Here is a 19000-nt window from a genome sequence, read left to right on the forward strand (position 1 = left end):
AGAGGGGCGGCTTATAGTCGCGCCAGAACGCTATGCGTCGCGCCGAAAAAGCGTTCGCGCAGACGCGCACGGTCGCAAAGATCAAACACCAGTATCATGGGGCAAGGGATATAGCGCCTTGGCGAGTCTCGCAAGGTGGCATCGCCGCGTGACAAGCTTGCCCTATACTAGTGCCTGTGCAACCGTGATCTTCCCTAGCCACAAAGGCCGTCCATGATCCCCGAATCCCACCCGTTTTCGAACTTCCTGCTGTCGCTTCAGGCTCTGTTCGACGGGGTGCTCGGCTTTGGGGAAAGCATTCTGAGCCCCGGTTGGCGGCAAAACCAAATCCTGATCCTGCTGGCCTTGGTGGCGTTGGCGTGGGTGTTGCACCGGGTCACCGGCGTGATGTTGCAAAACTGGGTCCGCTCCCGCGAAGGCTGGTCCAAGTGGCAATTGCGCGTGGTGGTGCAGGTCAAGCGACGATTGGGGTTGATCTGGTTCGCTTTGCTGGCGGGGCTGCTTTATCAGGTGATGCAAAACGTGACTTGGCCGTCACGGTCCTATCTCATCGGTTTGGCGGCGACGCTGGCGGCGATCTATGTGGGCATCGCTTTCGCCGCGCGTCTGGTGCGCAACCGTCCCTTGCGGCGCATGGTGACATGGGGGCTGTGGATCTATGCCACGCTCTACATGCTAAACGTCGCCGATGATGTGGCCCTGTTTCTGGACGGGGTCGCGCTGACTGTGGGCGAATTCCGCCTCTCGGTGCTGACCATTCTGACCGCGCTGGTGGTTGTCGGTGCGCTTTTGACCATGGCGCGGCTGGTCAGCACGACCACCGCCGCGACGATCCGCAAGAACGAAGACATCAGCCCCTCCATGCAGGTGCTGGCCGTGAAGGGGGTGCAAATCCTGCTCTACGGGCTCGCGTTCTTTATCGGGGTGCGGGCGGTGGGGATTGACTTGACCGGGCTTGCGGTACTCTCGGGCGCAATCGGTGTGGGCCTTGGTTTCGGTCTGCAAAAGGTGGTGTCAAACCTCGTCTCTGGCGTGATCATCCTGCTCGACAAGTCGATCAAACCCGGCGATGTGATCAGTCTGGGAGAGACCTTTGGCTGGATCCAAACGCTCGGCGCGCGCTATGCGTCTGTGGTGACGCGGGATGGCAAGGAATACCTGATCCCGAACGAAGATCTGATCACCGGGCAGGTGGTGAACTGGTCCCACTCCAATGACTTTGTGCGGCTCGATATCTATTTCGGCACGGCCTATTCCGACGATCCGCATATGGTGCGCAAACTGGCGGTGGAGGCGGCCAAGGGCGTCGACCGGGTGCTGAGCTACAAGGCCCCGGTTTGCCATATCGTGGGCTTTGGCGATTCGTCGGTGGATTACATCCTGCGCTTCTGGATCAAGGATCCGACCGGCGGGCTGACCAACATTCGCGGCAATGTCTATCTGGCGCTTTGGGATGCGTTCAAGGAACACGGCATCTCCATCCCCTTCCCGCAGCGCGAGGTAAAAGTCATCGAAGACAGTCAACTGGCCCTGTCGCGCGCCGCGGCATCGCGGGATATGCCTGAGTGAGCGGGATTTGCGCCGTGGTTAACGCTATGGCTACGCGATCCATTGAAAAATAAACCCCGTGTCGCTAAATTGGGGCTGCTCGGCACCGGGGCAAGCGTTCAGCATTGATGGTGCTATTTACGAAGGAGGACAATGTCCTGTCTCTTAACGTTGACGCAGCGCAGGCTGCTGACCATGGGGCTGCAATGACTGCCGCCTCGCAAATCGCAACCAGCGACGACCTGCTGGCGCTTATCCTTTCCTCGCTGAATGACGACAAGGCCGAAGATATCGTGCAGATCGATCTGCGCGGCAAGACGGCCATCGGCGACTATATGGTGATCTGCTCGGGCCGCTCCACGCGGCAGGTTTCGGCGATCTCGGAAAAGCTGGCGCAGGCCGTCAAAGACGCCACCGGACGCACGTCCAAGATGGAAGGCCGCGAAACCGGCGACTGGGTCTTGATCGACACAGGCGACGTTGTCGTGCATGTCTTCCGGCCCGAAGTGCGTGAATTCTACCAGCTTGAAAAGATGTGGCTGGGCGGCGACGACGCGGCCACAGCGGCACCGCACTGATCCCGCTTTGCGGGCCTAGGTCATGCGGGTTCACATCTGTGCCATGGGCCGGCTTCGCGCCGGTCCGGAAAAATCCCTTGTCGATGATTATCTGACCCGGTTCGACCGGACCGGGCGCGGTCTGGGCCTTGGCCCCGCGCGCGTGGTCGAGATGGAAGACAAGAAGAACGGCGGCATGGCCGCCGAAGCCGTGCTGCTACGGCGCGCGATCCCCCAAGGGGCGGTGATCTGCGTCTTGGATGAACGCGGCAAGGTCGAATCCTCCCCCGCATTCGCCGAACGGCTTGGCAATTGGCGTGACGCCGGGCGGGGGGATTTGGCTTTTGTCATCGGCGGGGCCGATGGCATCGACCCCAGCCTGCGGGCAGAGGCGGATCATGCCCTCTCTTTTGGCAAGATGGTCTGGCCGCATATGCTGGTGCGGGTCATGCTGGCCGAACAGCTTTACCGGGCCGCCGCGATCCTCTCGGGCGGGCCTTACCACCGGGTCTGAAAGGGCGCAGGTCAGGGCAGCGGGATCGTCACCAATTCCGAAGACCAGCCGCTGACACTGTCGCGCGCTTGAATGCTGACCTCCGTCATCCCTTCGGGGATGCGCACGCCAGAAAGCGAGCGGGTGAAGGGCTGCTCTTTCACATGCGGATGTGCCAGATTGCGGGTGCCCAAGGGTTTCCCATCGGGGGCCAGAATGCGCCAAGCGTCGGCATAGTGGTCCCAGCCGCTGTCGTTGTGCCGGATGGTGACGTCAAACTTCCACAAATCGCCCTGTCGATCGACCGTGACATTCAGAATGGCGGGCGGATCGGCGAAACCCGGCGCGGCAAAGGCCAAGAAGGCGAGAATGAGGCTACGTTTGAACATGGGACACCAATAAAACAACGAACTGAATATAGCGCATTTCGGAAAGGTTCCAAGGTAGGCGGAAGTTGGGCCCGGTGCAATTCACCCTGAAGCCGCAATTTAGTGGTGCAATTGCACCAAGCGCGCGGCAAACTGGTCAAACCCGCGCCATAGGCTCTATGCTGCGGGCCAGAGGAGGGACCGCAATGCAGATGCCAACACCCGATGCCGGGATCATTGCGCGCAAGGCGCGGGTCGTGGCGCGGCTGCGTGCGGCGCTGCCCCGCGATGCCGTGATCGACGATGCGCATGAGACCCGCGCCTATGAATGTGACGCGCTGACGGCCTATAAATGCCCCCCTCTGGCCGTAACCCTGCCTGCCAGCACCGAAGAAGTCTCGTCAATTCTGGCGATCTGCCACGAGGAGGGCGTGCCGGTGGTGCCGCGCGGCTCGGGCACCTCGCTTGCCGGTGGGGCCTTGCCCACCGCTGATAGCGTGGTGCTGGGGGTGGCGCGCATGGCCGACGTGCTTGAGGTCGATTACGACAACCGGCTTATGCGCGTGCAGACCGGGCGCACAAACCTCAGCGTCACCGGCGCGGTGGAGGAAGACGGCTTCTTCTACGCGCCTGACCCTTCCAGCCAGTTGGCCTGTGCCATCGCAGGCAATATCGCGATGAACTCGGGCGGGGCGCATTGTCTGAAATACGGGGTCACCACCAACAACCTCTTGGGCGTCACCATGGTGATGATGGACGGCGAAGTGGTCGAGATCGGCGGCGGCTATATGGACGCGGGCGGGCTGGACCTTTTGGGCGTGATCTGCGGCTCCGAGGGGCAGTTGGGCGTGGTGACCGAAGCCACGCTGCGCATCCTGCCCAAACCCGAAGGCGCGCGGCCCGTGCTCATGGGCTTCGACGACAACGCCGTGGCCGGGGCCTGCGTCAGCGACATCATCAAGGCCGGTGTCTTGCCCGTGGCGATCGAATTCATGGACCGCCCCTGCATCGAGGCGACGGAGGCTTTTGCCAATGCGGGCTATCCGATGTGCGAGGCGCTGCTGATTGTTGAGGTCGAAGGCTCGGATGCCGAGATTGACCACCAGCTTGCCTTGATCACCGAGATTGCCCGCCGCCATAACCCGGTTGAGCTGCGCGAAAGCACCAGTGCGGAGGAAAGCGCCGCCATCTGGCTGGGGCGCAAATCCGCCTTTGGCGCGATGGGGCAGATCAACGACTACATGTGCCTCGATGGCACCATCCCGGTGAATGAGCTGCCCATGGTGCTGCGCCGCATCGGTGAGATGTCCGATGACTATGGCCTCAAGGTCGGCAATGTTTTTCACGCGGGCGACGGCAATATGCATCCGTTGATCCTGTTTGACGCCAACAAACCCGGCGATCTGGAGAAATGCGAGGCCTTTGGCGCCGACATCCTGCGGCTCTGCGTCGAAGCGGGCGGTTGCCTGACCGGGGAGCATGGGGTTGGGATCGAGAAGCGCGATCTGATGCATGAGCAATACGGCCCCGCCGATCTAGAAGCGCAATTGGCCGTGAAGGATGTCTTCGACCCGGCATGGCTGTTGAACCCGGCCAAGGTCTTCCCCCTCGACGTGACGAAAGGGCGGCGCGGCAGCGGCGCGTCGGTGGCGGCGTGACGGTGACTTCCGAGGCGGAACTGGCCGAGGCGATCCGTGGCGCAGAGACGCCCCTTTCCCTGCGGGGCGGCGATACGCGCGGCATGGCAGGGCCGGGCGCGGCGCTGTCGCTTGCCGGTCTGCGGGGGATCACCCTTTACGAGCCGGGCGCGCTGACGCTGGTCGCGCAGGCGGGCACGCCGGTCTCCGAGATCGAGGCCGCTTTGGCCGCCGAGGGGCAGCGGCTGGCCTTTGAGCCGATGGACCACCGCGCGCTCATGGGCCGCAGCGGCACGCCGACCATCGGCGGGGTCTTTGCCGCCAATGTCAGTGGCCCGCGGCGGCTTGCTGTTGGGGCGGCGCGGGATTTTCTCTTGGGGGTGCGGTTCGTCGATGGGCAGGGGGCCATCATCAAGAATGGGGGCCGGGTGATGAAGAACGTCACCGGCTATGATCTGGTCAAGCTGATGGCCGGGTCGCAGGGCACCTTGGGCGCGCTGACCGAAGTCTCGCTGAAGGTGCTCCCGAAACCTGAAACCAGCGCGACGCTCGTGCTGTCCGGACTGGACGACGCCGCCGCCATCGCCGCGATGGCGCAGGCCATGCGCAGCCCCTTCGAAGTCACCGGCGCGGCCCATGACCCGACGCAGGGCCGAACGGTCCTGCGGTTGGAGGGGTTCGAGACCTCGGTCACCTACCGGATCGGGCGGTTGAAGGATTTGCTCGCCGCCACGGGGGGCGAGATTGAAGTGCTTGCAGAAGGTAGCTCAGAGACCCTCTGGCAGGGTTTGCGAGATGTGGCGCCCTTCCAAGGGGCGGCGGGCGATGTCTGGCGCCTGCACTGCCGCCCGACCGAGGCCCCGGCGCTTGCGGCAAAAGCCGGAGCGGAGGCGCGGCTTTATGATTGGGCCGGGGGGCTGCTATGGCTGCGCATGGCCCCCGGCACGGACCTGCGCGCCCGCTTGGGGCGGTATGACGGCCACGCGACCTTGTTGCGGGCCGAGGCGTCGGGGGCGCTGCCCCGACAGGAACCCGAAGCGCCGGGGGTGGCGCGGTTGACAGCGGGGCTCAGGGCCAAGTTCGACCCCCGTGGCCTGTTCAACGCCGAAGCCTTGGCCCGCAGCACATGACTTTGGTGCTGGTCTTCCTCTTTGTCTTTCTGATCGGCCCCTTTCTGTTCAAGGCGCTGATCGCCGTGCCGCCTTCGCTTCGGGCCATCCGCGCGTTGGCGGCGATGGTGCTGGTGACCTTTCTCATCGCGCTTGCCCTGCGCTATGGTCTGCTGCGCTATTGGGGCGACAGCGCTTGGCTGTTGGGGGCCATCGCCTTGGCGCTCTGGGCCGCTTGGATCGGGGTGATTGCGCTGGTGGTCCAAGCGCTGCGCCGGGCCGATCCGCGCCCGGCAATGCGCCGGTGGAGCGGGGTGCTGGGGGCCGTGGGCACGACGGTGCCGTGGTTCGGCCTCGTCCTCGCCAATCTGATGCGCAGCACATAGGAACGGAGCCGCCATGCAAACCACCTTCACCCCTGAGCAGTTGCAGGATCCTGACACGCAGCGCAGCAATGAGATTCTGCGCGCCTGTGTGCACTGCGGCTTCTGCACGGCGACCTGCCCGACCTATCAGGTCTTGGGCGATGAGTTGGACAGCCCGCGCGGTCGCATCTACCTGATCAAGGACATGCTGGAGAACGACCGCGACCCGGATCCAAAGACGGTTCAGCATATCGACCGCTGCCTGTCTTGCCTCGCTTGTATGACGACCTGCCCCTCGGGGGTGCATTACATGCATCTGGTCGATCACGCCCGTGCTTATATCGAGGAACGCTACAAGCGCCCCATGGGCGAACGCGCCCTGCGCTGGATGCTGGCGCGGATTCTGCCCTATCCCACACGCTTTCGGCTTGCGCTGCTCGGGGCCAAGATCGGGCGGCCTTTTGCCCGGCTGATGCCCGACGCGCGGCTGCGGGCCATGCTGGAGATGGCGCCCAAGACGGTCCCCCCGGTCAGCCGCAACGACGACCCGCAGAGCTTTCCCGCCCATGGCAAGCCAATGCGCCGGGTGGCCCTGATGACCGGCTGCGCCCAAAAGGCGCTGAACACCGATATCAACGACGCCACGATCCGGCTGCTGACCCGCGCGGGCTGCGAGGTGGTGGTGGCCCAAGGGGCGGGCTGTTGCGGCGCGCTGACCCATCACATGGGCAAGACCGATGAGAGCCACGCCCACGCCGCCCGCAACATCCGCGCTTGGCGGGCCGAGATGGACGGCGAGGGGCTGGATGCCATTGTGATCAACACCTCGGGCTGCGGCACCACGGTCAAGGATTACGGCCATATGTTCCGCAATGACCCGTTGGCAGAGGATGCGGCGCGGGTCTCGGCCCTTGCAAAGGATGTGACGGAACTGCTGGCGGAGCTCGACTTGCCCTTAGCCGAACCGGCAGAGCCGGGCATGGTCGTCGCCTATCACGCGGCCTGCTCGCTGCAGCATGGGCAACAGATAAAGGCCACGCCGAAGACCCTGCTGAAACAGGCGGGATACACGGTGGTGGAACCGGCGGACAGTCACCTCTGCTGCGGCTCAGCGGGGACCTATAATCTGATGCAGCCCGAGATTTCGGCCAAGCTGAAAGAGCGCAAGATCAAGACCTTGGAGGCCAAATCACCGGATGTGATCGCGGCGGGCAATATCGGCTGCATGATGCAGATCGGATCGGGCACCGGGGTGCCGGTGGTGCATAGCGTCGAACTGCTCGATTGGGCCTGCGGTGGGCCGAAACCACCCGCGCTCAGCCGCGATCCCGACGCGCCTGCGCAGGTGCCGCGTTTGCGTTAAGCCTGCGCCGTATTTTCGCCGCAACTCCCCTATATCCGCCAAGTAAACATGGTTTTGAGGTGCATTTTGCGACAATTGTTGGCGGCTATCTTCGGCGTCTTTACCCTTGCCACGGCGGCGCTGGCCCAAGACAGCGCGCTCAAAGCGCTCGACAACGGTGTGGATGCCGCCGCGTGGGAGGCGGTGGGCCGTCTCGACATCGGTGGGACCGGCTTTTGCACCGGCACGCTGATCGCCCCGCGTCTGGTGCTGACCGCCGCGCATTGCCTGTTTGACCGCGAAACCAAGGCCCGGATCGACCATGGTGAGGTGCAGTTCCTCGCCGGTTGGCGCAATGGCCGCGCCGGGGCCTACCGCGACATTCGCCGCGCCGTGGTGCATCCCGATTACGTCTATGACGGTGAGGTCTCCTCGGGCCGGGTGCGCAATGATCTGGCGCTTCTAGAACTCTCCCGCCCGATCCGCAACACCACCATCCGCCCCTTCGGCACCGCCGCGCGTCCGCGCCCCGGCGACCGTGTGGGCGTGGTCAGCTATGCCCGCGACCGGGCCGAGGCACCATCATTGCAAGAGGTCTGCAAGGTGCTGGCCCAGCAAGAGGGGGTCTTGGTAACCTCCTGCGCGGTCGATTTCGGCTCTAGCGGCGCGCCGATCTTTAGCTTCGTCGCAGGCGAGGCGCATATCGTCTCTGTCGTTTCGGCCAAGGCCGAGGTCGAGGGCGCGCAGGTCTCGCTCGGCACAGCGCTTGGCGCGCCTTTGGCGCTGCTGCAAGCGGAGCTGGTGGCGGGCAAGGGCGTGTTTCTGGATTCCAACCCCGCAGGCAAGCGCATCCGCGTCGGCGAAGAGCGCGGCACCGGGGCGAAATTCATCCGCCCGTAATTCTGCGCGGCAGGACTTGAAAGCGCGCAAACCCTTTCCCACATGAGCTTTGCCGAGGTGCCTCAATAGGGCTTCGGCGCTTGAAAAACCGGGTCTGTCCAATGGTGGAAGGCCCGATATGTCAATCGCTCACTGATGAGGATGAACACATGCGTAGCTTTGATTTCGCACCCCTTTACCGCTCCAGCGTTGGTTTCGACCAGATCGCCAACATGATGGACCGGGTTCTGACAAATGATGGGGCCACCCCCAGCTATCCCCCCTACAACATCGAAAAGCTCGACAACGATGCCTATCGCATCTCGATCGCCGTCGCCGGTTTCTCGGATAGCGATCTGAGCGTCGAAGTGCGTGAGAAGGCGCTGATCGTTTCGGCCCGCAAGGCGGATGAGGATGAGGCCAAGACCTATCTGCACCGTGGCATCGCCACCCGCGCCTTTGAGCGTCGCTTCCATCTGGCGGACCACGTTCAGGTCATCGGCGCGGCCCATGCCAATGGCATGCTGCATATCGAGCTTGAGCGTCAGGTGCCCGAGGCCCTCAAACCGCGTCAGATCACCATCTCCTCCGAGGTGAAGGCGATCGACAAGGACGTGGTTGACGCCAAATCCGTGAACTAAGCGTACCCGTTCCAGCGCTATGCGAAGGCCCGCTTTTGGCGGGCCTTTTTTGTGGGCGGTCGCCTCCCAAGCTCGCCCCTTTCGTGGGTGAATATCTGCCGAGGCCTAGGGGCGAAAACGGCGGCTTTCTGCTGCGCGGGGGGCGGGGTGAAACCAAGCAAAAGCTGTCGGGTTGAGTGGGGGACCGGGCAGGCGTGCCCGGACAACAGCGTGCAGAGTACCGCACGCGCGATGAAAGGAAGAACCATGACGACCTATGCAAATTCCCTACGCAAGCTTTCCCTGACCACGGCTGTCGCCGCTCTTATGGCGGCCCCAGTCGCCGCACAGACGCTGGACGCCGGTGTCGGCACCGATGCGACCGCCGATCTGGCGGGCACGGAACTGGACACCACAGCCGGGGCCGAGGCGAATGGCACCCTGACCACCGAAGAGGCGATCGACCAAACCGCGACCTCGGACATTGATACGGATGCCGATATCGCGCTGGATGGCAGCACCGTGGCCGTCGCCTCAGATGATACGGTCATCGGCACCATCTCAAACGCAGAGCCGCAAGCGGACGGTTCCATGCGCTATTCCATCGATCTGGCCGAGGAATTCGCCGCCGATAGCGACCGTGCAGTCGTGCAGATCGACCAAGATGTCGACGCCGATGGCCAGCTGCTCATCGGCATGACAGGCGACGAATTCGCCGCGGCCCTGTCCCAGCAAGTGAATGCGGACGGCGCGGCGCAGACCCGGACCAACTAAGGCGGGTCACCCCAGGGCGTATCTCTCCCCCGCCCGAAGGCCGGCAGCATGAAAGTGCTGTCGGCTTTTTCGTGTTCGGGCTGGCGGCCATCGGGTTGCAAACTCTCCGGGACAGGGCTACCCCGACGTAGTTATGATATAACATATCGAATCATGACGCAGGCCAACCTACGGAGAACGACATGCCCCAAACATCCGCATCCCCGCTATTCTTCCTGACGCTGAGCGCGGGCCTTGCCCTTTCGGCCCCGGTCGTGGCCGAAACGAAGGAGGCATCGCATGACCACGATCATTCCCATGCGCATGACCACGCCCACGACCAGAACGACATCTACAATGGCTACTTTGACGACGCGCAGATCAAGGATCGGCCCTTGTCGGATTGGGCGGGCGACTGGCAATCGGTCTACCCGCTGTTGCAGCAGGGCGCGCTGGACGCGGTGATGCAGGATAAGGCCGAACACGGCGACAAGACGGCGGCGGAGTACAAGGCCTATTACGAGGTTGGCTATGCCACCGATGTGGACCGCATCACCATCGACGGTAACGCCGTGACCTTCTTCCGGGACGGTGATCCGGTGCAAGGGCGCTATGCCAGCGATGGTTATGAGGTGCTGACCTACAAGAAGGGCAACCGCGGCGTGCGCTATGTCTTTGCCAAAGAGGGCGGCGATGCCGAAGCGCCGGAATATATCCAATTCAGTGACCATATCATCGCGCCGCAAAAGGCCGATCACTATCACCTCTACTGGGGCGACGACCGCGCCGAGGTGTTGGAAGAGTTGACCAACTGGCCGACCTATTTCCCCGCCGAGCTAAGCGCGTCTGAGATCGCGGCGGATATGCAGGCGCATTAAGGGCGGCCCGCGGCATGACTGGCAAAAAGCGAAACCTGCGCAGCGGGCTGAAACAGCGGCGCCGTCAGGGGAACCCGATGGCGGCCTTTGACCAACTGCCGCCGCCCCTGCGGGCATGGCTGGCGCAGGCGGCGCTGCCGTGGTCGCCCCGTTCGGCGCATCGGCTGTGGTGCCGGGCGTTGCAGCGTTGCGAAGGTGATGTCGCGCAAGCGGTCTCGCATCTTTCGCGGGCGGAGCGCCGGATGCTGGCACAGGACCGGCTGACGCAATAGCCCGATGCAAAACGGGGCGCGCCATGGCACGCCCCGTTTCTTTAACTTCCGCCGGTGCTTAGACCGACAGGCAGACGTATTTCATCTCAAGATAGTCTTCGATCCCGTGGTGCGATCCTTCGCGCCCAAGGCCGGATTGCTTGACCCCGCCAAAGGGCGCAAGCTCGGTCGAGATGATGCCGGTGTTGACGCCGACGATGCCATATTCCAGCGCCTCGGCCACCTTGTAGACGCGGCTGAGGTCCTTGGCGTAGAAATAGGAGGCAAGGCCGAAGATCGTGTCGTTCGCCATGGCGATCACGTCGTCCACATCCTCGAACTTGAAGAGCGGCGCGAGGGGGCCGAAGGTCTCTTCCTTGGCCACTTTCATGTCCTGCGTCACGCCGGTCACGATGGTGGGCCCGAAGAAGTTGCCGCCCATGTCGTCCTTGGCGTTGCCCAGAATGATTTCCGCGCCGTTGTCGACCGCATCCTTGATATGCTCTTGCACCTTGTCCGAGGCTTCGGGGTTGATGAGCGGGCCAAGATCGGTGCCTTCTTCCAGCCCGTCGCCGACCTTCATCTGGCTCACGCGGTCCTTCAGCTTGGCCGCGAAGGCGTCATAGACGCCCGCCTGCACATAGATCCGGTTCGCGCAGACGCAGGTCTGGCCGTTGTTGCGGAACTTGCACATGATCGCGCCCTCGACCGCCGCGTCGAGATCGGCGTCGTCGAAAACGATGAAGGGCGCATTGCCGCCCAATTCCATGGAGCATTTCATCACTTGGTCTGCGGCCTGTTTCAGCAGGATGCGTCCAACTTCGGTGGAGCCGGTGAAGGTCAGCTTGCGCACAGCAGGGTTCTCGCAGAACTCCTTGCCCACGGCGGAGGAGGAGGAGGATGGCACCACGTTGAACACGCCCGCCGGGATTCCTGCGCGTTCCGCGAGCACACCCATGACGATGGCCGAGAGCGGCGTCTCCGCCGCGGGACGCGCCACAAAGGAACAGCCCGCCGCCAGCGCCGGGGCCGCCTTGCGGGTGATCATCGCATTGGGGAAGTTCCACGGCGTGATCGAGGCCGCGACGCCGATGGGCTGCTTCATCACCATGATGCGCTTGTCGCGCTGGTGGCCGGGGATCATCTCTCCGTAGACGCGCTTGGCCTCTTCGCCGAAGAACTCGATGAAGGACGCGCCATAGGCGATCTCGCCCTTGGCTTCGGCCAGCGGCTTGCCCTGTTCGGCGGTGAGGATGGTGCCCAGATCGTCCTGGTTCTCCATCATCAGGTCGAACCATTTGCGCAACACGGCGGCGCGTTCCTTGCCGGTCCAAGCGGCCCAGTCCTTCTGCGCCTTCTCGGCTTGGGCAATCGCGCCCGCGACCTGCGCGCGGCTGAGGTCGGCGACCTGTGCGATGACATCGCCCCGCGCGGGATTGGTCACGTCAAATGTACCGTCGTCGCCTTCGACCCATTGGCCGCCGATATAGGCGCGGGTTTCAAGCAGGCTGGGGTCTTTCAGCAGTGATTTCAGATCCGTCTTAGCATCAGTCATGTCATCTCTCCGCTATTCTCTATAGCCTCCAAAGCAACAACGAGTATGATTGTCCAGTTGAGTTTGATCAAATCCGGGGTGGGAGACCCAAATGATGCTAGATGACGCCTATGCAAACGCTGCCTATATCGACGGGGCCGACGGCTTTCCGCCCCGCTGGGAAAAGGAGGCAGAGGCATTCCGCGCGTCATTGGGGGCGCGGGCGCAGCTTAACGTGCGCTATGGCTCTTCGGACCGTCAAAAGTTCGATTTCTTCCAGCCCGAGGGCGTGTCGCGCGGCACGGCGGTCTTCGTGCATGGCGGCTATTGGAAGGCTTTCGACAAGAGCTATTGGTCGCATCTGGCCGCTGGTCCTTTGGCGCGGGGCTATGCCGTGGCGGTGCCGTCCTATGACCTCTGCCCCGAGGTGCGCATTTCCGAGATTTCCACCCAGATCGCCGCGGCGCTGACCGAAGTGGCGAACCGCACGCAGGGCACCATCGTGTTGTCGGGCCATTCGGCGGGCGGGCATTTGGTGGCCCGCATGACCGACCCGCTGCTGCTGGGGGCCGAGGTGCGCGACCGGATCACGCGGATCGTGCCGATCTCGCCCGTGGCCGATCTGGCGCCCTTACTGCGAACCGAGATGAACGACACCCTGCGGCTGGATGAGGCCGAAGCCGCCGCTGAAAGCCCGATCAAGATGACCCCGCCCCATGGTGTGGATGTGACCGTTTGGGTCGGCGCGGCGGAGCGGCCCGTCTTCCTCGAACAGGCCGAGAATTTCGCCCGCAGTTGGGGCGCGAAACATGTGGTGGCCGAGGGCAAGCACCATTTCGACGTGATCGATCCGCTGTCAGAGCCGGACAGCGACCTGACCAAAGCGCTGTTGGGCAGCTAAGGTCCGCATTTTGCGGCAAATGCCTCGCCTTATTGCGCGTAAGGCATTTGCCGCAGTGCCGCGGAAACACTATGTCAGAAGGGCAAAGGCCCCTGTCCGGCCGCGCGACCTAATGGAAAGGGCCGAAGATGAGAATCGTTAAATGGGTGTTCTGGGTGACCGTCTGGGTGCTGGTGGGGGCATTCTTCCACTATACCCTGCCGCAGACCGATATCGTCCGCGTCACGGACACCTATGAAAAGCGGATCGACTTCGGCAACAATTCGATCTTCTGGTCCGGCTCATCGACTGATAGCGCGGGGCAGGCGGTCAACCGCGATGTCTTTTTCATCCAGACCCGTCGTGCCAAGGGCGATGTCATGGTTTACCGCAACGAAGACACCGGCTGGGGCTGGCCGCCCTATTTCAAGTTCGACACCGCCAACCTTCAGGCCGAGGCGGCGGATGCCCGCAGCACCACCGGCGCGCCGCAGTATTACGCGCTGAAACACTATGGCTGGCGCAGTGAGCTGTTGTCGATCTATCCCAATGCCATCTCGCTCCGCCCGGTCGAGGGGCCGGAGGCGAGCAAGGGCATCCCTTTCGTGACCATCATCGTGCTGACCTTCGCCGCGGCGCTGTTCTATGCGATATGGGTGCGCTGGCGGCGGTTCCGCCGGGCGCGGCTGGACCCCAAGATCGAGGCGATCGAGGATGACATCGCCGCGCGACGGGGCCGTTTTGCCCGTTGGCGCGCAGAGCGGCGCGCGCGCAAGTAACCTCACCACGAACTGTCAGCGCTGAGCGGGGCAAGAAGCGCCCCGCATTCAGGTAAATTCTGGTATTCCATCCTATATGGACATCATCCTCGTCACCACGGTCATCGCGTCGCTCTTTGTCGTCATCGGCTTGGCCGAGCCCTTGGCCGCGCGATTGCGACTGCCGTTCAGCGTGATCTTGGCGGTTGTTGGCATCCTCATCGGGGCTTCGGCGATCTTTTTCCTGCGCACCGATTTGACGGATGCGTTGAACCCGGTGGCGGCGGCCATTCTGGGGCTGCCGATCCGGTCGAACGTCTTTCTTTATGTCTTCCTGCCGACGCTTCTGTTTCAGGCGACATTGGGCATGAACTTGCGGCGCATGGTCGACGACTGGGTGCCCATTCTGGTGTTGGCGGTCGTGGCCGTAGTGGTGGCGACAGTCAGCATTGGCTACGCGCTGTTCTGGGTCAGTGCGATCCCGCTGGCGGCCTGTCTGTTGATCGGGGCCATCGTCTCGACCACAGACCCATCGGCGGTGGTCTCGATCTTCCGCTCGATCTCGGCCCCGCGGCGGCTTGCGCGGATCATCGAAGGCGAAAGCCTGCTGAACGATGCCGCCGCCATCGCGCTTTTCGGCCTGTTCATGGGCTATGTCATGCTGGGCATTCCCGACCCGGAACTGGGCAGTGCGCTTGCGCAATTCCCGATGCTGATCGCAGGCGGGGCGCTGGTGGGCTGGCTGGGCGCACGGATCGCGGTTTGGGTCATGGCGCTGTTTGCGCGGCATGAACTGGCGCAGCAGTCGATCTCGGTGGCGCTGCCCTATCTGGCCTATATCGTGGCCGAGCAAAGCGTCGGCGCTTCGGGGGTGATCGCTGTGGTGGCCGCGGGGCTGACGCTGAACCTCACCGCGCCGGGGCGGCTGCCGCCACAGGCGCTAACCAACCTGCGCGAGCTTTGGGACGTGCTGGCCCATTGGGCCGGGGCGCTGATCTTTATCCTCGCCGCTCTGCTGATCCCGCGGCTGCTTGAGGAAGTCCGGCTGGAGGATTTCTTTCTCATCGCCGTGGTCGTGGTGGCCGCCATTCTCGCCCGCGCGGTGATCCTTTTCGGCCTGCTGCCCCTATTGACGGCGGCGAAGCTTTCGCCCGCGGTCGAGCGGCCCTACCGGGTGGCGATCCTCTGGGGCGGCTTACGCGGAGCGGTCACATTGGCGCTGGCGCTGGCGGTGACGGAAAGCGTGCGGGTGCCAAATGACATTCAGCGGATCGTGGGTATCTTGGCCACCGGCTTCACGCTCTTCACCCTGCTGGCCCAGGGTACGACGCTGCGTTGGATCATCGGACGGTTGGGGCTCGATCAACTCTCGCCCATTGACCACGCGCTGTCGCGGCAGGTCATCGCCGTGGCCTTGCAAACCGTGCGCGAGGACGTGGCCCAAACGACCGAGAATTACGATCTGAACCGCGACATCGTGCGCTCCGAGGCGAAACGGTTTGGCGAGCGGCTTGAGACAGCGGTCAAGACCGCGGAGGAGGCGACCGATATCCTCGACCGCGACCGCATCGCGCTTGGGCTGATCGCGCTGGCGGGGCATGAGCGTGACACGATCCTTGCGCGGGTGCGCGAGCGGACGATCTCGGCGCGGATGGCCGATCTGGTGCTCTCGGATGCGGACCGGCTGATCGAAGGGGCACGAACCCAAGGGCGCAGCGGCTATCAACGCGCGGCCCGGCGCAGCGTGGCCTATGGGCGCACATTTCGCGCAGCGGCGGTGCTGCACGGGCGCTACGGCGTGTCTGGGCCGCTGGCGCGGATGACGGCGGACCGCTTTGAAATGCTGCTGTCGCAACGGCTGATCCTGCGGGATCTGGGCACTTTCATCGATGGCCGCATTCGCCGGATCCACGGGCGGCGGGTGGCGGAGTTGCTGCACGACCTGTTGGCGCGCCGCATCGAAGGGATTGAGACCGCGCTAGAGGGGCTGCGCTTACAGTATCCCGGCTATGCCGAGGAGTTGGAACGGCGTTTCATCCGCCGCACGGCACTACGTTTGGAAGAGCGTGAATATACATTGATGCGCGAAGACGGTCTTTTTGGGGCCGAGGTCTATACCGCCCTGATGCAGGAACTGGCGACCCGGCGCACCGCGGCGGAGGGGCGGCCGGGCCTTGACCTCGCCGTGCGGCGCGGCGCTTTCATCGAGCAGTTTCCGCTGTTTGCGGATCTGGAGGAGGGCGCGCTCAAACGGCTGAGCCGGGCGCTCAAGACCCGCTATGTCGATATCGGCGACGTGGTTTTGCGCAAGGAAAGCCCCGCGCGCAGCGTGTTTTTCATCGCCTCAGGTGCTGTCGAATTGGAAAGCGCGGGTCAGACTTGGCGATTGGGGCGGGGGGAGATGTTCGGCCAGATGGCCATCTTGACGAACCGCGTCCGCCGGGTGGATGTGCGCGCCATCGCGCCGACCACGCTTTTGGTTCTGGACGAGGACCGGTTCCGCCGCCTGCTGGAACGAAGCGCGGCCCTGCGCGAGGCGGTGCGTGCCAGTGCGGAGAAGCGCGGGATCGATCCGGTGGATCTGATCTCGGGCGGGCGGGGGTAGCTCGGCGCGTCAAACGCTGGTGGGGCGTTTGGGGCCGGTGTGGTGCAGGGTATTTGAGAAAGGATGAAGATGGGGGGGTGCGGCCGGTAGATGCGGCCGCACCTTTGGCTGGGGTCAGTCGTCGGGGGTGATTTCGCCGGTGGTGGCGTCGATCAGCAGTTCGCGTTCGCCGGTGGCGTCGGTCAGTTCGACTTCATAGACCATGCGGTCATCTTCATCGTCGAGCGAGACTTCCTCGATCCGTGTGCCGTCTTGGCTTTCCAGCTCGGTCAGCGCGGTCATCAGCACTTCGCGGGCCGTGCCAGCGGCGCGCAACTCGTCCTCTTGGAAGAGGCCGCTGAGGAAGCTGGTGAGTTGCTCTTCGGACTGCTTCAGCACATCGCCGGTGGCGGCATTGACGGTGACTTCATACACGGATTCACCGCGGATGAGGTCGATCTCATAGACCAGCGCGTCGCCTTCGGTTTCGATTTCGGCTTCCAGCACGCCGCCATCGATGCTGCTTTGCGCGGATTTAATGGCTTGGGACATGCTGATGCGCTCGGCCTCGGGGGCGGTCTCTTGCGCGAAGAGGGCTGCGGGGGCGAGCAGGAGCGATGTGGCGAGGGCGGTGAACTTATGTGTCATGAAGAACCTCTTGCGTTGTGGTTTGCCGGACCGCGGGGCGGCGTGCTTGGCTCAACGCTTGGCGCGGGGGGCTGTTCCAGACGGTAGGGGCGGGCGGCGCTAATCTGCGAAGAGGCCTGCCGGCTGGACGATCGCGCGGGCCTCGTCTTCGGTCACCTTGAGGAAGTGGGCGAGGGCCGCGGCGTTGGTTTCGGGGTTGGCGTATTCGGAGAGGCGGCTGTAGTTTGCGAATTGGGCGTCGCGGATTTGGTCGACCTCATGCAGCATGTTCCCGCGGATCGTAGGGAGCAGGCGGGACAGGTTTTCTTGCGATGTTTGCGCGCCGCTCAGGCCGATGCGCCGGGCGTGGCCGCTGAGATAGGCGTCGGTCAGTTTGCATTCGACTTCGAGCATGCGCACCTGCGCGCGGTCCGAGGCAAAATCGCGGAGCAGGTCGAGGTTCGACGTGTCGATGCAGACGATCAGCCGCGTGCTGTCGTAGTAGTCGTAGAGCATCCGCATCAGGGCGCGGCGGTGGCGGGTGCGTTTTTCCAGCGTGGTTTGAATGCCGCCGAGATCGGGCAGGGGGGTGTCTTCTTCGTTGAAGAGGAAATCCACCGCTGGGAGGCCGGTTTGCTGGCGTATCCGCCCCACGAGCCGTTTTGCCACATGCCATTTCTTGGCGATGATGATCAGCAGTTCACGTTCGCGGCCAAGGCTGGATTCCCTCTCCCAAAAGCGGGGGGCGAAACGGCGGCCAATGCGGCCGCGCGCGGTGAGGAATTCGAACAGGTTGCGGCCTTCGTCGCTGATCTGGAAGGGCACGCCTTGGGCGGCGTAGAGCAGGCCGAGGCGGCGTTTGAGGTCCAGTGCCTCGGGGCTGATTTTGCGGGCGAAGAGGTGGTTCTGGCCGAGCAGCAGGTCATAGTGGTCATTGTAGAAGGTGACCGGCATGCCGTAGTCGGAAAACAGCAGGAAGGTCAGGCTGCGATTGGCGATTTCACCTTCGGGGACGAGGTGGCGCACGAGGGTTTGAAAGAAGGTCTCATCCGGGATCCAAGTGCTGCGGAAAAAGCGGATGACATCGGGGCGCTCGTGGCTGAATGCCATCAGCGCCTCCACGGTGCGGCGGCGCAGGCACCACCATTGGCTGCCGATCTGCACCTGAAGGTCGGCAGGGATCTTGCGGGTCAGGCCGAGACGCTTTTGCGCCTCGAACATCGCATAAAAGCGTTTGCGCTGCGTGCGTTCGTTGAACCAATGGCGATAGATCAGCCGCTCTTCTTTCCAGCCGGTCTTGATCCAATCGCTTTCGAAGTAATCCACGCTTTCGATGAAATCCGCGTCATTTTCATCAAGGAACCGATGCGCGTATTCGGCGGATTTGATCGCCATGCAGTCGCCGGAGAGCAGGTAGAAATGCGTGGCGCGCGGGAAGGCTTCCATCGCGGCGGTGAGCGTGTCGAGCGTGGCTTGCACCAGTGACCATTCGCCCCAGCCGCAGCGGATGCGTTTGCGCGGGAAGGTGACGTTGGGGTTGTCGCGCAGGGCCGCGGTGATTTGGGCGTAGTCTTCGGCGCTGGCGGAGGCGTCGAAATGGATCGCCATGTAATCGCCCACCGCGGTCAGCCGCTCGGCTTGCCGGATGATGGCCTCCGGATCCTTGTGGCACAGCAGGATATAGGCAATTTTCGCCATGCAGGATACCGAATGTCCTTGTCGCGGCCCGCTTGCATCGGCCTTTTGTCGTGGATCATCTTCCTAGTTAATCCTGAAGACCGATTGAATAAACAGCATTTCTTTGCTTTTTTGCACCG

19 protein-coding genes are annotated in these 19000 nt (G+C 63.4%); 15 read left to right on the forward strand and 4 right to left on the reverse strand.

The genetic code is table 11. The features are described from left to right. The first annotated feature begins 213 nt into the window (after nt 1–213). From ACGYK9_RS08680 to rlmH, 3 genes are all read left to right on the forward strand, one after another. Nucleotides 214–1569, forward strand: coding sequence for a mechanosensitive ion channel family protein (locus tag ACGYK9_RS08680; protein WP_394409585.1), 1356 nt, complete (start codon nt 214–216; stop codon nt 1567–1569). A 185-nt stretch (nt 1570–1754) separates the two neighbouring features. Further along, complete coding sequence (gene rsfS, locus ACGYK9_RS08685) at nt 1755–2126, forward strand: ribosome silencing factor (RefSeq protein ID WP_067268516.1); 372 nt, start codon at nt 1755–1757, stop codon at nt 2124–2126. Between the two features lie 22 nt (nt 2127–2148). Continuing rightward, nucleotides 2149–2619, forward strand: a complete 471-nt coding sequence (rlmH, locus tag ACGYK9_RS08690) for a 23S rRNA (pseudouridine(1915)-N(3))-methyltransferase RlmH (protein WP_394409588.1) — start codon at nt 2149–2151, stop codon at nt 2617–2619. Nucleotides 2620–2630: 11 nt separating this feature from the next. Here the strand turns inward: rlmH and ACGYK9_RS08695 are convergent, their stop codons facing one another. After that, nucleotides 2631–2987 carry a hypothetical protein gene (locus ACGYK9_RS08695; RefSeq protein WP_394409591.1) on the reverse strand — a complete coding sequence of 119 codons (357 nt, stop codon included), beginning with the start codon at nt 2985–2987 and terminating at the stop codon, nt 2631–2633. A gap of 185 nt (nt 2988–3172) precedes the next feature. Here ACGYK9_RS08695 and ACGYK9_RS08700 point away from each other — a divergent pair, with 185 nt between their 5' ends. From ACGYK9_RS08700 to ACGYK9_RS08740, 9 genes are all read left to right on the forward strand, one after another. Further along, complete coding sequence (locus tag ACGYK9_RS08700; protein WP_394409594.1) at nt 3173–4624, forward strand: FAD-linked oxidase C-terminal domain-containing protein; 1452 nt, start codon at nt 3173–3175, stop codon at nt 4622–4624. After that, on the forward strand, nt 4621–5733 hold the full coding sequence (locus ACGYK9_RS08705) for an FAD-binding protein (RefSeq protein ID WP_394409999.1): 1113 nt from the start codon (nt 4621–4623) through the stop codon (nt 5731–5733). The genes ACGYK9_RS08700 and ACGYK9_RS08705 overlap by 4 nt, the downstream gene beginning before the upstream one ends. Next, nucleotides 5730–6098 (forward strand): hypothetical protein, encoded by a 369-nt coding sequence (locus tag ACGYK9_RS08710; RefSeq protein WP_394409597.1) that lies wholly within the window; start codon nt 5730–5732, stop codon nt 6096–6098. Before ACGYK9_RS08705 ends, ACGYK9_RS08710 begins: the two co-directional genes overlap by 4 nt. Nucleotides 6099–6111: 13 nt before the next feature. Continuing rightward, complete coding sequence (glcF, locus tag ACGYK9_RS08715) at nt 6112–7440, forward strand: glycolate oxidase subunit GlcF (protein ID WP_394409600.1); 1329 nt, start codon at nt 6112–6114, stop codon at nt 7438–7440. 48 nt (nt 7441–7488) lie between these two features. Then, nucleotides 7489–8319, forward strand: coding sequence for a serine protease (locus ACGYK9_RS08720; RefSeq protein ID WP_271692831.1), 831 nt, complete (start codon nt 7489–7491; stop codon nt 8317–8319). 149 nt (nt 8320–8468) lie between these two features. Beyond that, nucleotides 8469–8939 carry an Hsp20 family protein gene (locus tag ACGYK9_RS08725; protein ID WP_067268529.1) on the forward strand — a complete coding sequence of 157 codons (471 nt, stop codon included), beginning with the start codon at nt 8469–8471 and terminating at the stop codon, nt 8937–8939. A gap of 246 nt (nt 8940–9185) precedes the next feature. After that, on the forward strand, nt 9186–9692 hold the full coding sequence (locus tag ACGYK9_RS08730; protein ID WP_394409603.1) for a hypothetical protein: 507 nt from the start codon (nt 9186–9188) through the stop codon (nt 9690–9692). Between the two features lie 182 nt (nt 9693–9874). Further along, nucleotides 9875–10549 (forward strand): ZinT family metal-binding protein, encoded by a 675-nt coding sequence (locus tag ACGYK9_RS08735; RefSeq protein ID WP_394409605.1) that lies wholly within the window; start codon nt 9875–9877, stop codon nt 10547–10549. 14 nt (nt 10550–10563) lie between these two features. Continuing rightward, complete coding sequence (locus ACGYK9_RS08740; RefSeq protein ID WP_271688782.1) at nt 10564–10821, forward strand: DUF6525 family protein; 258 nt, start codon at nt 10564–10566, stop codon at nt 10819–10821. Nucleotides 10822–10879: 58 nt separating this feature from the next. Here the strand turns inward: ACGYK9_RS08740 and ACGYK9_RS08745 are convergent, their stop codons facing one another. Next, on the reverse strand, nt 10880–12355 hold the full coding sequence (locus ACGYK9_RS08745) for an NAD-dependent succinate-semialdehyde dehydrogenase (RefSeq protein WP_067266799.1): 1476 nt from the start codon (nt 12353–12355) through the stop codon (nt 10880–10882). Nucleotides 12356–12446: 91 nt separating this feature from the next. Here ACGYK9_RS08745 and ACGYK9_RS08750 point away from each other — a divergent pair, with 91 nt between their 5' ends. From ACGYK9_RS08750 to ACGYK9_RS08760, 3 genes are all read left to right on the forward strand, one after another. Next, nucleotides 12447–13235, forward strand: a complete 789-nt coding sequence (locus ACGYK9_RS08750) for an alpha/beta hydrolase (RefSeq protein ID WP_394409608.1) — start codon at nt 12447–12449, stop codon at nt 13233–13235. Nucleotides 13236–13363: 128 nt separating this feature from the next. Beyond that, nucleotides 13364–13993: a DUF1523 family protein gene (locus tag ACGYK9_RS08755; protein ID WP_394409611.1), complete on the forward strand. Its 630-nt coding sequence runs from the start codon at nt 13364–13366 to the stop codon at nt 13991–13993. 76 nt (nt 13994–14069) lie between these two features. After that, complete coding sequence (locus ACGYK9_RS08760) at nt 14070–16577, forward strand: cation:proton antiporter (protein ID WP_394409614.1); 2508 nt, start codon at nt 14070–14072, stop codon at nt 16575–16577. A gap of 114 nt (nt 16578–16691) precedes the next feature. Here ACGYK9_RS08760 and ACGYK9_RS08765 read toward each other — a convergent pair whose 3' ends face one another. Together ACGYK9_RS08765 and ACGYK9_RS08770 are read right to left on the reverse strand one after the other, a co-directional pair. Continuing rightward, nucleotides 16692–17204, reverse strand: a complete 513-nt coding sequence (locus ACGYK9_RS08765) for a PepSY domain-containing protein (RefSeq protein ID WP_394409617.1) — start codon at nt 17202–17204, stop codon at nt 16692–16694. Nucleotides 17205–17303: 99 nt separating this feature from the next. Next, nucleotides 17304–18881, reverse strand: a complete 1578-nt coding sequence (locus ACGYK9_RS08770; RefSeq protein ID WP_394409620.1) for a DUF5928 domain-containing protein — start codon at nt 18879–18881, stop codon at nt 17304–17306. Nucleotides 18882–19000 lie beyond the last annotated feature (119 nt).

It is taken from the genome of Sulfitobacter sp. 1A15258, assembly GCF_043557045.1.
Taxonomy (GTDB): Bacteria; Pseudomonadota; Alphaproteobacteria; order Rhodobacterales; family Rhodobacteraceae; genus Sulfitobacter; species Sulfitobacter faviae.

Excerpts from the sequence above, each read along its gene's own strand:
- ACGYK9_RS08680 (WP_394409585.1), top strand. The coding sequence starts at position 214 with ATGATCCCCGAATCCCACCCGTTTTCGAACTTCCTGCTGTCGCTTCAG.
- rsfS (WP_067268516.1), top strand. The coding sequence starts at position 1,755 with ATGACTGCCGCCTCGCAAATCGCAACCAGCGACGACCTGCTGGCGCTT.
- rlmH (WP_394409588.1), top strand. The coding sequence starts at position 2,149 with ATGCGGGTTCACATCTGTGCCATGGGCCGGCTTCGCGCCGGTCCGGAA.
- ACGYK9_RS08695 (WP_394409591.1), bottom strand. The coding sequence starts at position 2,987 with ATGTTCAAACGTAGCCTCATTCTCGCCTTCTTGGCCTTTGCCGCGCCG.
- ACGYK9_RS08700 (WP_394409594.1), top strand. The coding sequence starts at position 3,173 with ATGCAGATGCCAACACCCGATGCCGGGATCATTGCGCGCAAGGCGCGG.
- ACGYK9_RS08710 (WP_394409597.1), top strand. The coding sequence starts at position 5,730 with ATGACTTTGGTGCTGGTCTTCCTCTTTGTCTTTCTGATCGGCCCCTTT.
- glcF (WP_394409600.1), top strand. The coding sequence starts at position 6,112 with ATGCAAACCACCTTCACCCCTGAGCAGTTGCAGGATCCTGACACGCAG.
- ACGYK9_RS08720 (WP_271692831.1), top strand. The coding sequence starts at position 7,489 with ATGGTTTTGAGGTGCATTTTGCGACAATTGTTGGCGGCTATCTTCGGC.
- ACGYK9_RS08725 (WP_067268529.1), top strand. The coding sequence starts at position 8,469 with ATGCGTAGCTTTGATTTCGCACCCCTTTACCGCTCCAGCGTTGGTTTC.
- ACGYK9_RS08730 (WP_394409603.1), top strand. The coding sequence starts at position 9,186 with ATGACGACCTATGCAAATTCCCTACGCAAGCTTTCCCTGACCACGGCT.
- ACGYK9_RS08735 (WP_394409605.1), top strand. The coding sequence starts at position 9,875 with ATGCCCCAAACATCCGCATCCCCGCTATTCTTCCTGACGCTGAGCGCG.
- ACGYK9_RS08740 (WP_271688782.1), top strand. The coding sequence starts at position 10,564 with ATGACTGGCAAAAAGCGAAACCTGCGCAGCGGGCTGAAACAGCGGCGC.
- ACGYK9_RS08745 (WP_067266799.1), bottom strand. The coding sequence starts at position 12,355 with ATGACTGATGCTAAGACGGATCTGAAATCACTGCTGAAAGACCCCAGC.
- ACGYK9_RS08750 (WP_394409608.1), top strand. The coding sequence starts at position 12,447 with ATGATGCTAGATGACGCCTATGCAAACGCTGCCTATATCGACGGGGCC.
- ACGYK9_RS08755 (WP_394409611.1), top strand. The coding sequence starts at position 13,364 with ATGAGAATCGTTAAATGGGTGTTCTGGGTGACCGTCTGGGTGCTGGTG.
- ACGYK9_RS08760 (WP_394409614.1), top strand. The coding sequence starts at position 14,070 with ATGGACATCATCCTCGTCACCACGGTCATCGCGTCGCTCTTTGTCGTC.
- ACGYK9_RS08765 (WP_394409617.1), bottom strand. The coding sequence starts at position 17,204 with ATGACACATAAGTTCACCGCCCTCGCCACATCGCTCCTGCTCGCCCCC.
- ACGYK9_RS08770 (WP_394409620.1), bottom strand. The coding sequence starts at position 18,881 with ATGGCGAAAATTGCCTATATCCTGCTGTGCCACAAGGATCCGGAGGCC.